10 protein-coding genes and 1 tRNA gene are annotated in these 15,531 nt (G+C 68.9%); 8 read left to right on the top strand and 3 right to left on the bottom strand.

Annotation, left to right across the window (positions count from 1 at the left end; all coding sequences use genetic code 11):
- Positions 1-78 precede the first annotated feature (78 nt).
- Both C1876_RS03510 and C1876_RS03515 read left to right on the top strand, forming a co-directional pair.
- Positions 79-2,961 (top strand): PD-(D/E)XK nuclease family protein, encoded by a 2,883-nt coding sequence (locus tag C1876_RS03510; RefSeq protein ID WP_244910021.1) that lies wholly within the window; start codon positions 79-81, stop codon positions 2,959-2,961.
- A complete protein-coding gene (locus tag C1876_RS03515) occupies positions 2,958-6,476 on the top strand; it encodes a UvrD-helicase domain-containing protein (RefSeq protein ID WP_114545340.1) in 3,519 nt (1,172 codons plus the stop codon). Before C1876_RS03510 ends, C1876_RS03515 begins: the two co-directional genes overlap by 4 nt.
- Here C1876_RS03515 and C1876_RS03520 read toward each other — a convergent pair.
- Positions 6,440-7,423, bottom strand: a complete 984-nt coding sequence (locus C1876_RS03520) for a glycosyltransferase family 2 protein (RefSeq protein ID WP_114545341.1) — start codon at positions 7,421-7,423, stop codon at positions 6,440-6,442. The genes C1876_RS03515 and C1876_RS03520 overlap by 37 nt on opposite strands.
- A gap of 187 nt (positions 7,424-7,610) precedes the next feature.
- On the opposite strand from C1876_RS03520, the gene C1876_RS03525 reads away from it, so the two are divergent.
- Together C1876_RS03525 and C1876_RS03530 are read left to right on the top strand one after the other, a co-directional pair.
- The gene (locus C1876_RS03525) at positions 7,611-9,863 is read left to right on the top strand and encodes an ATP-binding protein (protein WP_114545342.1); all 2,253 of its coding nucleotides are present in this window, start codon (positions 7,611-7,613) and stop codon (positions 9,861-9,863) included.
- Between the two features lie 18 nt (positions 9,864-9,881).
- Positions 9,882-10,301 carry a GtrA family protein gene (locus tag C1876_RS03530; RefSeq protein ID WP_114545343.1) on the top strand — a complete coding sequence of 140 codons (420 nt, stop codon included), beginning with the start codon at positions 9,882-9,884 and terminating at the stop codon, positions 10,299-10,301.
- A 3-nt stretch (positions 10,302-10,304) separates the two neighbouring features.
- On the opposite strand, the gene dcd is transcribed toward C1876_RS03530, so the two are convergent.
- Together dcd and rlmD are read right to left on the bottom strand one after the other, a co-directional pair.
- Positions 10,305-10,844: a dCTP deaminase gene (gene dcd, locus C1876_RS03535; protein WP_114545344.1), complete on the bottom strand. Its 540-nt coding sequence runs from the start codon at positions 10,842-10,844 to the stop codon at positions 10,305-10,307.
- Positions 10,845-10,909: 65 nt separating this feature from the next.
- The gene (gene rlmD, locus C1876_RS03540) at positions 10,910-12,253 is read right to left on the bottom strand and encodes a 23S rRNA (uracil(1939)-C(5))-methyltransferase RlmD (RefSeq protein ID WP_114545345.1); all 1,344 of its coding nucleotides are present in this window, start codon (positions 12,251-12,253) and stop codon (positions 10,910-10,912) included.
- Between the two features lie 68 nt (positions 12,254-12,321).
- Between rlmD and C1876_RS03545 the strand changes: the two genes are divergently transcribed.
- From C1876_RS03545 to ndk, 4 genes are all read left to right on the top strand, one after another.
- A tRNA-Arg gene (locus C1876_RS03545) sits at positions 12,322-12,397 on the top strand.
- Positions 12,398-12,974: 577 nt separating this feature from the next.
- Entirely contained in the window at positions 12,975-13,508 is a 534-nt protein-coding gene (locus C1876_RS03555; protein WP_114545347.1) for a peptidylprolyl isomerase, read from the top strand.
- Positions 13,509-13,554: 46 nt separating this feature from the next.
- Complete coding sequence (locus tag C1876_RS03560; RefSeq protein WP_114545348.1) at positions 13,555-14,910, top strand: tetratricopeptide repeat protein; 1,356 nt, start codon at positions 13,555-13,557, stop codon at positions 14,908-14,910.
- Positions 14,911-15,025: 115 nt separating this feature from the next.
- Entirely contained in the window at positions 15,026-15,430 is a 405-nt protein-coding gene (gene ndk / locus C1876_RS03565; protein WP_114545349.1) for a nucleoside-diphosphate kinase, read from the top strand.
- The last annotated feature ends 101 nt before the right edge of the window (positions 15,431-15,531 follow it).

Consider the following 15,531-nt stretch of genomic DNA (forward strand, 5'->3'; position numbering starts at 1 on the left):
TAGCGCACGTCTGTGCGGTATGCGAGTACAATGGCAGGCATGCCTTTACACCGTCACATACTTGATCACGCAGACGCCGTGCTTGCCGCGGCGCGCGAACAGCTTGCCGTCCATCAGGCCGCAGGGCTCGTGCCCGTGCTGCTGGTCCCCTCCGCCGCAGCGGCGGCGCGCACGCGCCGGGCGCTCGCGGGAGGCCCGTGCGGCTTCGGCGTGCGGGTGGAGACGCCCGCGTCGTGGGTGCGGGATCGCTGGGAGCTCTACGGCGACGGCCGGCGCATCGTGTCGGCGGCCGAGCGCACGCTGCTGCTGCAACGGGCGTGCTCGGAGGCGGATCGCGCCGCGCTCGAGGCCACGTCGGGCACGGTGGACCTGCTCGCGCGCATCGCTCGCGAGGCGCTGCCCTTCGTGCTGGAGGCGAACGCGTCGGACGCGGTCGAAACGCGCGCCGAGCTGAGCGCGGCCGAACGCGACGTGCTGGCCGTGCTCGGCCGCTACGCCGCGCTGCTGGCCGAGCGCGACCTGTGCGAGGCTTCGCAGGCGGCCGCATGGCTGCCCGCCGCGCTCGGGCAGGCGGCGCCCCTCGTGCTGGCGGGTTTCGATGAGCTGGGCCTGGCCGAGGAGCGGCTCGTGAACGCGCTGGCCGCGCGCACGGACGTGACGCGCTTCGACGACGGCTGCCGCGCCCCGTCCGCCTCCCCCGAGCGGGCCGCCGAGGTGCAGGGGCTGCTGTCGCGCCTGTTCAAGCCGACGGAGGGTGCCCCCCTGGAGCCGACGGGGCGCGTGCGCTTCCTGCTTCCGGCGGGACGCTATGCGGCGCCCGTGCTCATCGCCGACGCCGTGAAGGACGCGGTTGCCCGCGAGCGCGCGTGCGCGCAGCGCGACGGCCGCGCACCGCTTCCCGTCGTGGTGGCGGCGCGCGATCCGCGGGCGCTGTTCGACGAGGTGGCGGACGCGCTGGCAGAGGACGGCGTCGACGCGGCGGTCACCGCGTCCCGCGCCTTCGCCGACACGGCGTTCGGGCGGGCGTTTTTGGCCCTGCACGCCTTCATGCGCGGGACCTGCCGCGTCGCGCTCGCGTCTGATTTCGCGTTCAGCCCGTTTTCGGGCGTGAGCCGCCGGAGCGCGTGCGAGCTCGATGCGGCGTGGCGCGCCGACCGCACCGTCGACCGCGCGCGCATCGTGCGGGCGCTGTCCGAGAAGAGCGAGGCCGCCGCCGAGGCCTTGGCCGCCCTCGCCGCCGACGACGTGGGCGGGGCGCTCGCGGGCCTTGAGGCGCGGCTGCGCAGCCGCGTCGACCTCGACCCGGCGTTTCGCGCGGAGCAGCTGGCGGCCGTGTCGCGCGCCCGCGGGTTCGCGGGAGCGTGCGCGCAGGCCGGCGTGGCCTTTGCCGACGCGTTGCCCCTGCTCGAGCGCCTGCCGGTGGCGGCGAGCGCGCGCACAGCCTCGGGCGAGGGGCAACGCCCCGACGTGCTGTTCCTGTCGCTGGCCGAGGCGGCCGAGCGCCCAACGTGTTCGTGCGCGACGCTCGTGCTGTGCGACCTCACGGCAAGCGCCTACCCGGTGCGCGCCGTCGAGGACGGCGGCACGCTGCTGCTGGCGAAGCTGGGGCTCGACCACCCGACGGACGCGCTGGCCGACGGGCGCCGCCTCTTCTTCCGCGCGCTCTCGTCGGCGCGCGACGCGGTGGTGTGCGAGCGCGTGCTGAATACGGTGGATGCCGACGAAGCCTACCCGGCGGTCATGCTCGAGGAGCTGCTCGACTGCTACCGCGGGCCGGGCCATGACAAGGTGGACGGCATCACGGGGCTGCCCCTGCCGCTCGCGCCGTTCGCGAAACAGGCGGGCGAGGACGCGCTGCACGGCAACCTCGCGCTCGGTTGCGCGGGCGTCGCCGCATGCGACACGGACGCGCGGCCCCTGCTGTCGTGGGAGCTGCCCCCGGCGGGCGCCGTGTCGCCCGCGCAGCGCGCCCGCATCGTGCTGCCGCGCTCGCCGCGCGAGGGGCTGCCGTCCGCTGGCGCGCCGCTGGCGCTGTCGCCGTCGGCGCTCGAGAGCTACCTCGAATGCCCGTACAAGTGGTTCGCCCTGCGGCGCTTGCGCCTGTCGGAGCCCGACGCGGGCTTCGGCCCGCTTGAGATGGGAAGCTTCTCGCACGGCGTGCTGAAAAGCTTCTACGAGCACTTCCAGGCGGCGGGCCATGCGAAGGTGCAGCCGGCCACGCTGGGCGAGGCGCGCGCGCTGCTGCGCGAGACGTTCGAGCGCCATCTGGCGTTCCAGCCCGAGCTCAAGCACTCGTGCAACCCGCTCATCCCGCGCACCTCGTTCGAGCGCGCCGAGACGAACGATCTGGAGAAGAAGCTCGTCGCCTTCCTCGACCGCGAGGCGGCGCTGCTGCCGGGGTTCGCGCCGCGGTACTTCGAGTTCGACTTCGGCTCCGCCGCCGACTTCCCGTATGCGGGCTGCTTGCTGCGCGGCAGCGTCGACCGCATCGACGTGAACGAGCGAGGGCAGGCCGTGGTCATCGACTACAAGGGCTCGCTCGGCAACGACTACGCCCTGGACTCCTCGTCGCCGGCGGCGCAGGCCGGGGGCGCCGTGCTGCCCCACAAGGTGCAGACGCTCATGTACGCCCAGGTGGCGCGCAGGGCGCTCGGACTCGAGGTCGTGGGCGCGCTCTACGTGTCGTACGGGCGCGACCGCCGCGTGGCAGGCGCGTTCGACCGTGCCGTGGTGGGGGAGCAGGACGTGCCGGGCATCGACGTCGAGCGGTGCGGCGTGCCGGGGCCGGCGGCCGAAGCGCTCGGCGTGTCGTCGTTCGGCGAGCTCGTGGACGCGGTGGAGGAGCGCATCGCCGGGGCCGTGCGTTTGCTGGCCGACGGCTGCATCGGGCCCGACCCTCGCGGGGGCGACCCGTGCGGCTACTGCCCCGTGCTCACCTGCGAGAGGAGGCGGATATCGTGAACCTGGACACCTGCACGCCCGGACAGCGCCAAAGCATCGAGCACGTGACGGGGCCGCTGCTCGTGTCGGCCGGCGCCGGCTCGGGCAAGACGTTCACGCTCACGCAGCGCATCGCCTACGCGCTGCTGCCCGAGAGCGGCCCCGCCGTGTCGAGCATCGACGAGGTGCTGGCCATCACGTTCACCGAGAAAGCCGCCTCCGAGATCAAGGCGCGCGTCAAGCGCACGCTGCGCGCCGAGGGCCTCGGCGAGGAAGCGCTGCGCGTGGACGGCGCCTGGATATCCACCATCCACGGCATGTGCGCCCGCATCCTGCGCGCCCACGCGCTCGACCTGGGGCTCGACCCGGCGTTCGGCATCATGGGCGATGCGGAGCGGGCCGACCTCATCGCCGACGCCATCGACGGCGCGCTGGGCGCGGACAACGACATCATCGCGCGCGGGTCGTACGCGGCGCTGTTCGACGAGTATCCGGCGCGTTCCGCCCTGCCGTCGGCGCCGTCGGTGGCCTCCATGCTGCAGACGCTGCTCGACAAGGCGGTGGGCCAGCGCGGCGGTCTCGACGCCGTGGACTTCGGGCCGGGGCCGGCCCGCGCGTCGGCGTTGGCCCGCGAGCTGCTGCTGGCCTACGAGGGCGTGCTGCCCGCGCTCGAGCAGGCGGGTTCGAGCGCGTCGGCCGAGCGCGCGCGGGCGCAGGCGGCCGACGCGGTGGAAGCGCTCGGCGCGTTTTTGGCCGACGCGGGCGCTTCCGACGACATGCGTGCGCTGGCACGCGCGGTGGACGGATGCCCCTACCTGCCGTGCACCTTCGGCGGTGCGGCCGTGAAAGCCGAGGTCAAGGCGTACCAGGCCGTGCATGCGAGCGTGGCGCAGCGCGTTGCGCTCGCGTTGGCGTACCCGCTGGCCGACGAGCTCATGCAGCTCGCCCGCGAGGTGGCCGCGCGCTACGAGGATGCGAAGCGGGCCGTGTGCAAGCTCGACAACGACGACCTGCTCGTGCGCACGCTCGACGCGTTCGAACGCCATCCCGCCATCGCCGAGCGCTACGAGCACCGCTTCAAGCTGGTCATGGTGGACGAATTCCAGGACACGAGCCAGCTGCAGATCGACATGATCGCGCGCCTTGCCGGCGCGCGCAACGCGCACCTGTGCACGGTGGGCGATGCGCAGCAGTCCATCTACCGCTTCCGCGGCGCCGACGTGAACGTGTACCAGGCGCACAAAACGGCCATGCGCTCGGACGACGTGGGCGCGCTCTACGTCGAGCTCACGAAGAACTTCCGCAGCCACGGCGACGTGCTGTCGTTCGTCGACCGCGTGTTCGAGCAGCCCACGGTGTTCGGCGAGCAGTTCATGTCGCTCGCGCCGAACGAGGCGCGCCCGTCGAGCTGGAAGGGCAGCGTACCGCGCATCGACCTCGTGCTGGCGATGCAGCCCGCGGGGCGCGGCACGGGCGTGCGCACGAGCGACGTGAAGCGCGCGGGGGCCGAGGCCATCGCGTCGCGCTTCGCCGCCCTGCGCGCCGACGGCCATGCGCCGGGGGACATGGTGGTGCTGCTGGGCAAGATGAGCCGCGCGGGCGTGTACGCCGAGGCGCTGCGCGCCGAAGGCTTCGAGTGCGTGGTGACGGGCGGCTCGCTGTTCGCGTCCGCGCCCGAGGTGCGGGTGGTGGCGCGCTTCGTGGAGGCGCTCGCGAACCCGGCGAACACCGCCGCGCTGTTCGAGGTGCTCACGAGCGACATGGTGCGCCTCGCGGCCGACGACTTCCTCGTGCTGTCGACCGAGGAGGACCCCGAGACCGGCCAGGTGCGCCGCCGCGACCTCGACCGCGGCTTCGCGAAGCTGGCCGAGCGCGCAGACGAGCTGCCGCCGCGCCTGGCCCACGCCGTGCGCCTGTTCGATCGCGCGCAGCGCGAAGCGCGCACGCGGCCCGTGGCCGACGTCGTGCGCGATGCCGTGGTGCGCTCGGGGTGGATGGCCCGCCTCGAGGAGCAGGGCGCGGTGGGCACGGCCTGCGCGGCGAACGTGCTGAAGGCCATCCGGCTCATCGAGGACCTCGAGGCCGGGCGCCATCTGGGCTTGGCCTCTACGACGCGGGCGCTGTCCGACGAGCTGGCCGTCGGCCTCAAGGAGGCGCCCGGCGCGCTGTCGGGCGCGGGCGGCGACGTGGTGAAGATCATGACCATCCACGCTTCGAAGGGGCTCGAGTTTCCCATCGTGGCGCTGGCCGACTTCGCGGATGCGCGTCTCTCGGGCGGCAAGCTGTTGGTGGAAACGTGCGGCCCCGCCGTGCGCGCCTCGCTGGCCCCTTCGGCATCGATTGAGGCGTTCCCCCAGCTCGCGAAGAGGTGCGGCGTGGCTCCGGCCGCCGACGGCGACGACGACCCGGTCTGCCTTGCCGCGCGGCGCTACGTGGAGGGTGCCGAGGGCGGCGTCTGCGCGGCCGACGCGGCCGCGTGCACGCAGGCGGCCTACCGCGCCGCGCTCGCGCGCCGCGCCGCCGACGAGGAGCTGGCCGAGGCGCGCCGCAAGCTCTACGTGGGCTTGACCCGCGCGAGCGAGGCGCTCGTGGTGGCCATGGACGCGAAGGCGCCCTCCGCGGGCAAGCCGCCCGCGTACGCGCCGCTCGTCGACGACATCCGCAGCGCGCTCTGCGGCACGGGTGACTTCCCCGAAGGGGAGGCCATGCTGCCGTACGGCGGCACCGAGCCGGCGCGCTTCGAGCGCATCCTCGTGCAGGCGCCCGAGGAGGGTGCGGAGCCCGATGCGGGCCCGGACGCCGCGCGCCCGGACGAGCCGCGGCTGTTCGTCGTGCCGGCGGTGGACGAGGCCCCCGGCGCTCCCCGCCTGGCCTGGAACGCGGCGCGGGCGGATGCGTTCTCGTACTCGTCCATCGCGCCGCAGCCCGCCGCTTCCGTGTCCGACGACGAGGCGCCGCGCGCGACGGACGTCGACAAGGCCACGAGCCTCGGCAGTGCGTTTCACCGCGCGGCGCAGCAGGCGGTCGAGACGGGTCTCGCGCCCGACGCGGCGCGCCTCGGCGCGCTCGCCCGCGCCTACGACCTCACGGCGGGGCAGCGCGCCCGCCTCGCGGACGCCTGCGCGCGCTGGTTCGCAAGCGCCCCGTACGCCGAGGCGTGCGCGTGGCCGCTCAAGCGCGCCGAGGTGCCCTTCTCCGTGGCGATGGGGGACGTGCTCATGGAGGGCGAGATGGATCTCGTGTGCACCGACGGCCCTGCATGCGACGGCGCGTCCGCCTTCGTGGTGGACTACAAGACCGGCGGCAGCGACGACGAGTCGCCCGCCGCGCTGCACGACAAGCACCTCCTGCAGGCGCAGTGCTACGCCTATGCGCTTCTGGCGCACGGTTGCGCCGAGGTCGAGCTCTGCTTCGTGCGCGTCGAGCATGAGGACGAAACCGGCGCGCTCCAAACGGTGCGCTACCGATTCGCCGCCCCCGAGCGCGACGAGCTGGCAGCTTACATCCTCGAGGCGCGCTTTCCGTACCGCTCGTAAGCCTGCGTCACCTGCAGCTCGTACTCCTTGCGCGTGCCCTTCACCACCGTGTCCAGGATGAGGCCGCTCGCGAACGCGAGGATGCCCACGAACACGAGCGCGACGGCCAACAGCGCCGAGGGCAGGCGCGGCACGAGGCCGGTCGTGACGAATTCCCAGATGACGGGGATGCCGGCGACAAGGCCCAGCACGCAGAAGATGAGCGCGAGCCAGCTGAACAGCGCGAGCGGGCGGTAGTCCTTGAACAGCGACATGATCATGGACAGCACCTTCATGCCGTCGGAGAACGTGTTGAGCTTCGATTCGCTGCCCTCGGGGCGGTCGCGGTAGTCGATGGGAACCTCGGCGATGCGCCAGCGCTTGTCGACGGCGTGGATGGACAGCTCCGTCTCGATCTCGAATCCCGGCGAGAGCACGGGCATCGTCTTCGCGAACACGGCGTTGAAGGCGCGGTAGCCCGTCATGACGTCGGAGAACTCGAAGCCGTAGATCCACTTGATGAGCGTGCGCACGAGGTCGTTGCCGAAGCCGTGGAAGGCGCGGTCGTTCTCCTCGCCGTACGTGCCGTTCGACAGGCGGTCGCCTACCGACATGTCGGCCTCGTCGGCCACGAGCGGCGCGAGCAGCGCGGGCGCGGCCTCGGCGGGGTAGGTGTCGTCGCCGTCCACCATGACGTAGTAGTCGGCGTCGATGTCGCGGATCATCTGCCGCACGACGTTGCCCTTGCCCTGGCGGCGTTCGACGCGCACCACCGCGCCGTGCTCGGCGGCGATGGCGCCGGTGCCGTCGGAGGAGTTGTTGTCGTAGACGTACACGGTTGCCTCGGGAAGGACGCGCTTGAAATCGTCGACGACCTTGCCGATGGTCACAGCCTCGTTGTAGCAGGGGATGAGCACGGCGACGGCGCTGTTCTCAGCCGTGCGCGGCGTGTCGGTATTCTGATCCACGTATCACTCCTCGGTTATATAGGTAAGGTTTATCCTACTCGAAACAGCATACCAATGCCAGATGCGTCCGTTGTTTTCCGGACGAAACGCGGTAATGAAGCCGTTGTCGTACGGTCATAAAGCGGCAGAACCCGCATGCTAGAATAGCTGGTGGCCCGCTACGATAGGAAGAGGGGGCAGCCTCCCGATGGAATTGCTTACTCGCTCGAGAGAGCGGCGGCGCCTTGCGCTCGTTGCAGCCGCGCTCATCCTCGTGCTCGCACTTGCGCTCGCCTACACCGTCATAGCGTCCCGCACGGCAACCCACACCGCCGTCGAGACGATGAGCGAAGTGTACCTCCAGGAGCTGAGCGACCAGGTGATCGCCCATTTCAATACCGGTATCGACAGCAAGTTCTGCCAGATCGAAACCGTGGGCACCTCGCTTGCGCTCTACCGGCCGTCAAGCCTCGAGGACGTGGAGGACTTCCTCGCCTGCATGGAAGTCGATGACGACGAGTACGCCTACCTCGCGCTGCGCGGAAGCGACGGGCGCTACTATTCGGCGCAGGGCGTCTCGGTGCAAACCGACGACGAGATCGTCGCGCGCGGCGAATCGTCGCTGTCGTATCGCGACGCGAGCGGCCATGACGTGATGCTGTACAACGGAACCATCGCGCTTGTCGACACCTTCGAACCGGTGACCTGCGGAGATATAACCTTCACGGCCGTCGTTGCCGGATACGGCGTGGACATCCTGTCCGAGCGCCTCAACCTCGACCTGTTCCATGGCAGCTCGCGTTCGAGCGTCATCGATCGCGACGGCACCTGCGTGGCCGGGTGCTACAGCGAGGGCCTGGAGAACGGCGCCAACATGTTCGAATCGCTCGAGCAGAACGCCGCCTTCGACGACGGTTACTCGGTCGAGCAGCTGCGCGAGGCGGTGCGCAACGGCGAGTCGACCCTCGTGCCCTTCACCTACCAGGGACATCACGAGTACCTCTACCTGCGTCCGATGAGCAATCCTGAGTGGTACCTGTGCACCGCCATGCCCTACGGCGTGGTGGACCGGGATATTGCGGCGCTCAGCGCGGTGCTGCTGCAGAACGCCATCCTCATGGGCGCGGCCATCGTCGCGGTCGTCGCCATTTTCTTCTTGATATACTATCGCCTGGTCAAGCGCAACACCCGGCTCTTGTCCGACGAGAAGAACCGGGCCGAGCGCGCCTCCGAGGAAGCACGGCGCGCCAGCATGGCGAAAAGCGAGTTCCTCTCGCGCATGTCGCACGAGATCCGCACGCCGATGAACGGCATCATGGGCATGACGGCCATCGCGCTCGAGAACGCCGACGACGAGACGAAGACGCGCGGCTGCCTCGAGAAGATCGCCGTGACGTCCGAGCATCTCATGGCGCTCATCAACGACATCCTCGACATGAGCAAGATCGAAAGCGGCAAGATCGACATCAAGAGCGAGACGTTCGATTTCAGGGCCTTCGTGGGCGCGCTCAGCGCGGTGTTCGGCACGCAGGCGGCCGAGAAGGGCATCCGCTACGAGACGATCGAGGTGGGCACGCTGCCCGCGCTGCTCACGGGCGACGGGCTGCGGCTCAACCAAATCCTGTACAACCTCGTGGGCAACGCGTTCAAATTCACGCCGGCGGGCGGCAGCGTCACCCTGCGCATCGAGGAGCTGCCCGCGCCGTCCGGCGCCGTCGGGCAGCGCACGGTCGACATGCAGTGGATGCGCTTCTCGGTGTCCGACACCGGCTGCGGCATCAAGCCGGAGCTCTTTGATACCATCTTCTCGTCGTTCGAACAGGGCGACGACGCGTCGCGCATGCGGGGCGGCACGGGGCTCGGCCTCGCCATCACGAAGCGGTTCTCAGAGATGATGGGCGGCAGCATCGACCTCGAGAGCGAGGTGGGGAAGGGCTCCACCTTCACGGTGGACATCCCCTTCGTCCGCGCGAGCGACGACGATGCCGTGGTGCACGGCGGCACGTTCCACGTGCGACGGCAGCCTCATTCCGCGAAGAACGAGTCGTACGATTTCTCGGGCAGGCGCATCATCGTCGCCGAGGACAACGAGCTCAACCGCGAGATCGCCACCGAAGTGCTCGCCATGACGGGCGCCGAGGTGCTGACGGCCTCGACGGGCGTGGAGGCGGTGGAGGTGTTCAAGCAGGCTCCGCCCGGGTCCATCGACCTCGTGCTCATGGATATCCAGATGCCCGAGATGGACGGGTACGAAGCCACGCGCCTCATCCGCTCGCTCGACCGCGACGACGCGCGCTCGGTGCCCATCGTGGCCATGACCGCGAACGCGTTCGTCGAGGACGAGGAGCGCAGCCGCATGAGCGGAATGGATGGCCATCTGAGCAAACCCCTTGATATCCGGCTCGTTTATGCCACAATAGACGGGTTTTTGAGAAAGCGCCCGCGAAACGGAGGCGCCTAGGGCGAAAGGACGCACGGGGTGAAGAAGCTCATTGCTCAGATCATGAAGTTCGGCGTGGTGGGCGTCATCGCATTCTTCATCGACTACGGCCTGTTGGCGCTGCTCACCGAAGCGTTCGGCATCAACTACCTCGTGAGCGCCACCATCTCGTTCACGGCGTCGGTCATCTTCAACTACATCGCGTCCATGCGCTACGTGTTCACCCACAAGGAGGGCATGAGCCGCCGCCGCGAGTTCGTCATCTTCGTCGTGCTGTCGGTCATCGGCCTCGGCATCAACAACCTGTGCATGTGGGCCGGCGTCGAGCTCATCGGCGTACACTACCTCATCGTGAAGATCGGCGCCACGTTCCTCGTCATGGTGTGGAACTTCGTCACGCGCAAGAAGTTCCTCGACGCGGGCGACGAGCCCGGCGAGATCCTCTCCGACATCGAATAGACGCTAGCAGCCGGCTTCCCGGTCGAGGAACACGCGCGATCCCGTCGCGCCGCGCTGCCCCTGGTACTTGCCCGCATACGGGTTCTTCGCCGCCTCGTCGAGCTGGGCGAACACGAGCTGTCCCACACGGCGCCCCGTGCGCAGCTCGAGCGCGCAGCGGTTCGCGTTGAACAGCTCGAGCGTGATCTCCCCCTCGAAGCCCGGGTCCACCCAGCCGGCGTTCTGCACGAACAGCCCCATGCGCCCGAGCGAGCTGCGGCCTTCCACGAAGGCGGTCAGATCGTTGCCGAGGCGGACGTACTCCATGGTGGTGGCCAGCACGAACTGGCCCGGCAGCAGGATGTAGCGGTCGGTGCGAATGGTCTTGTAGGCGATCTCGTCCTCGAGTCCCACGATGCCGCTCGGCGTGTCCTCCACGATGCTGAACGTGTCGCCCAGGCGGATGTCCACGCTTGCGGGCTGGATCTGCGCGGGCTCGAGCGGCTCGATGGCGAGGCTGCCCTCGGCGAGCAGCTTCTCTATGGTGATGTCCGACAGGATCATGGTCGGTCCTTTCAGGTTCGCGGGGCGGGTGCGGAAGGGGGAGGTGCGCGGCGCGCGGTGCGCCGCTAGAGGCGCTCGAAGACGCTGGCCACCTCCACGTGGTAGGTTTGCGGGAACAGGTCGACCGGCTGGACGCTGATCAGCCGGTACCCCTCGTTCTCGAAGCGCGCGACGTCGCGCGCCCACGTGGCCGGGTTGCAGCTGACGTAGGCCACGCGCGCAGGGGCGGCCGCGGCGATGCTCTCCACCACGCCGTCGGCGAGGCCCGCGCGCGGCGGGTCCACCACGAGCGCGTCGAGGTCGCCGAGCTCCGGCAGCTCGCGCGCCGCGTCGCCGCCGATCACCTCGACGTCCACGGCGTTCATGTCGGCGTTGCGCCGCAGGTCGCGCACCGACGAGCCGGCGGCTTCCACGGCCAGCACCTCGGCGCCGGCCTGCGCGAGCGGCACCGAGAACGTGCCGCCGCCGGCGTAGAGGTCGGCCGCGAGGAGGTCGTCGAGGCCCTCGGGCCCGTCTTCGCCCATGCGGCCGCCCAAACCCTCGATGACGCACGCGACGAGCTTCTCGGCCTGCGCGGTGTTCACCTGGAAAAACGACGGGGCGCTGGCCAGGTAGCGCGCGCTGCCCAGCTGCTCTTCCCAGCATCCCTTGCCGTCGAGCGTCTCGACGCCCTTGATCTTGCGCGCCTTGCCGGGGTCGGCCATGACGCGCACGATGCTCGTCGCCTTGACGGCGCTCTTGATGGTCTTTGCCATGTGCCCGCGCGGAAACGCCCCCGGGGTCGTCCACAGCGCCACCTCGAGGTCGCCCGTGCGCAGGCTGTGGCGCACGCCCACGCGGAAGATGCCGAGGTCCGACGAACCCTGCGCGAACCTGAGCGCGCCGCGCAGCGCCTTCGGGGCCTTCGCGATGGCGTCGTGGGCGAGGGCGCAGACGCCCGGCGAGGCGATGTCGTGCGTGCCCTCGCGGTGGAATCCCAGCTGGAACGTGCCGTGCTCGTCGAAGGCCGCGCCCAGCTCGAGCTTGTTGCGGTAGCCCCACTGCCGCTTGCTCGGCAGGCAGGGGCGCACGAGCTCCTCGGCGCGCGCGGCGTCGAACTTCGCCGTGCGCTCGAGCGCCGCCACCACGTTGCCGCGCTTCGCGTCGAGCTGCGCCTCGTAGGCCAGATGCTGCCAAGGGCAGCCGCCGCAGGCGTCGCCCGCGCCGCACTGCGGCTTCGCGCGCAGCGCCGACGCTTCGTCGAGCCGCACGATGCGCCCTCGCGCGAACGTCGGCTTGTCCTCCACGATCTCCACGGTTGCCACGTCACCGGGCGCGCCGCCCTCCACGAACACGGTCTTGCCGCTTTCCAAATGGCCCACGGCTTCCGCGGTGTAGCCCATGCGCTCTATCGTTATGGTTTCTTCCATTGAATACGCCCAAATCCTGTTTTTGTTTTTCCGTTTCGTCCATGATAGCGTATAATCTCCTGCACCGTGCCCTTGTAGCTCAGGGGATAGAGCGTCTGCCTCCGGAGCAGAAAGCCGCAGGTTCGAATCCTGTCAAGGGCACCAGTTTTTCTCTTTCGCCGTTCTTAGCCTCGGCGCTGCTCCTGGCGCGCCAGAACGCTGCAAACCGCCAAGATCAAAAGATTTGCGAGCAGTATGCACGCTGACACGACGGTCACCGGGTAATTCGTGGGCGAGACGCCGGCGAATCCGTTGAAGTAGACGTATGCGGGCGCCACGCAGAGCGGGGCCACGGGAACGAGGGAGACCCACGCTGCGACGAGCTTGCCTTTCGCCATGCACAAACCGGGTATGAGAAGAGGGATTCCGCTCAGGACATTGGCGAGGGCCGACCGCGAGGGACGGCACGGACGCGTGCGACAGGATTCTCGTGCTGAGATTCTGCGAACGTGCCAAACGATCCGCCTTTCTCGTCATGAGATCCTTGTGAAAAGGTCGATCCCTACGAAGATTGTATCAGCGCGGAGCGCGTTGGGCTACAGCTGCTTGACCTTGCCGTGGATGTTCTACGATTTTTCCTGATGCGGGGGATTGACCTGCTAAACTTCACTCCTGTATGCGATTCCCTCGCCTCATTTCTTGTGGGCGCATGTACGATAAGCAAACGAAAAGGAGCCGACCTATGGCGCAGTACACCCCGGAATACCAGCCGACCGGCGACGAGATCGCCGTCATCACCACGTCGAAGGGCGTTATCCGCGTGCAGCTGGCGGGCAAAGACGCCCCCATCCACGTGGGCAACTTCGTCGAGCTGGCGCGCAAGGGCTTCTACAACGACCTCAAGTTCCACCGCCACGTCCCCGGCTTCGTGATCCAGGGCGGCTGCCCGAACACGCGCGACCTCTCCTCCGAGGATGTCGTGAAGAAGGCCGGCAACCCGTTCGCGGGCCTCGGCACGGGCGGCCCGGGCTACTCCATCAAAGAAGAGTTCTCCACGAACCCCAACAACAAGCACCTCGACGGCTCGCTGGCCATGGCCCGCTCGCAGGACCCCAACTCCGCCGGCTCGCAGTTCTACCTGTGCCTGGGCGCTCAGCCCATGCTGGACTCGGGCTACACGGTGTTCGGCCAGACCGTCGACGGCATGGACGTCATCAGCCAGCTGCGCGTGGGCGATGTGATCGAGAGCATCGAAATCGAGAACGCCGCCGAATAACGTCCGGCATGCCCGAGGCGATTCCGCGAAGATACGAAGGAAGCAGATGAACAACGAAGTATTCCAGCAAGCCCGCGCGGCGTACGCGCGCAAGGACTTCCAAGGCGCCCTCGCGGCGTACACGCAGTGCTTGCAGGATGCGGGCAGCTCGCTTGCTCCCGGCGAGATGGGGCTGCTCTACCACCAGATAGGCAACTGCCTGGTCAAACTGAAGAACCCGAACGAGGCCATCCACGCCTACACGCAGGCCACGGCCGATGCGGCCTATGACGCGTGCGGCGCGGTGAACTACAACCTCGGCATGGCCTACGCCTCGCTCCACGATTACGAGGATGCCGTCAAGCACTTCGAGATCGCGGTGTCGGACGCCAAGTACGACGCGTCGTACAAGGCCTACTCGGGCATGGGCAACGCCCTGCTCAAGCTGGGCAAGTCGGCCGAAGCCGGCGTGGCGTTTCGCGAGGCCGCGCTCGACGAGGCCAACCCCGATCCCACCAAGGCGCTGCTGAACCTCGGCGTGTGCTTCATGGCGCTCGACCGTCCGGCCGACGCCGTGGCGTCCTACGAGAGCGCCCTGCAGTTCGACATGCGTCCCGACACGCGCAACAAGCTGTACGCGAACCTCGGGCAGGCCTACGTGGCTTCGGGCCAGATGCAGAAGGCCGTGAACGCCTTCGACGAGTCCATCGCCGACAAGACGTACTTCCTCAGCGACTCGGCCAGCGTCGACTACCAGCGCGCCATCGCCGCGGTGTCCCAAGGCACGGCCGAAGTCACCCAGGTCATGGCCCCGGTTGCCTCGGTGGCCGACATGTCGGGCCTCGACGTGGCCGCCGACGGCACGGCCGTGTACGTGGACGAGAACCCCTACGCGAGCGGCCAGGACCCGTACTACTACGCCGATCCGTACACGCAGGCGCAGCAGAACCCCTACGGCGCCCCGGGCGCCGAGGATCACTTCTTCAACGCGAGCGACGAAGAGCTCGAGCAGTGGTCGAAGGGCCTCGCCAAGCAGGATCGCAAGCGCCGCAACGTGGGCCTCAAGATCCTCGTCACCGTCATCCTGCTCGTTCTGGTGGCGTTCGGCGCCGCCGTGTTCCTCTACACGCAGGGCTGGGGCTACCCGTCCCAGGACCAGGTGGTCGAGCAGCTGTTCTCCGACCCGCAGGCGACGTTCGCCGGCGAGGTGACCGAGGAGAACGCGGCCTCGATGAAGGAGCTCCTCGAGCCCGTGAGCAGCCCGGTGGTGGACGGTATGGACAAGTCCATGAGCGATTCCACCGTGTACGTGACGGCCAAGACGGCCGAGGGCGGCGACGTGCAGTACAAGGTGTCGCTCGTCCGCAACCTGATCGGGTGGAAGGTGTCGAACGTCGAGCTGTACTTCCCGAGCCAGAATTAATTCCTGCGGCCCTGCCGCCCGCGCCGCCGTGCGCGGGGGAGCGGGGCCGCGTTATGCGCACCACCTGAAAAGCGTTCGTACTCGAATGAGAGAATGAGAGAAAGGGCACTACAACATGGCAGAGCAGAAGACTTACACGATGATCAAGCCCGATGGCGTGCGCAACGGCCATATCGGCGAGATCGTCAACCGCTTCGAGCGCGCGGGCCTCACCATCGAGCGCATGGAGCTGGGCATGGTGACCGACGAGCAGGCCAAGGCCAACTACGCCGAGCACGAGGGCAAGCCGTTCTACGACGGCCTGATCTCCTACATCACGAGCGGCCCGGTTGTGAAGATGGTCGTGTCCGGCGACGGCGCGGTGGCGAAGTGCCGTTCGCTCATGGGTGCCACTAATCCGGCAGAAGCTGCCCCCGGCACGATTCGCGGCGATTTCGGCCTCATCATGGATGAGAATGTTATACACGGCTCTGATTCTCCGGAGTCCGCGGAGCGCGAGATCGGCATCTTCTTCGCGTAAGCCTACGGCAATGGGAAGGCCTCTCCGCTGCGGTGCTGCGGAGAGGCCTTTTGCGTTTGTGCGCCGAGGCGGTCCTCGGGGTGGGATCGGGCCGTCGAACT

This window comes from Eggerthella sinensis, assembly GCF_003339815.1.
Classification (GTDB): Bacteria; Actinomycetota; Coriobacteriia; order Coriobacteriales; family Eggerthellaceae; genus Eggerthella; species Eggerthella sinensis.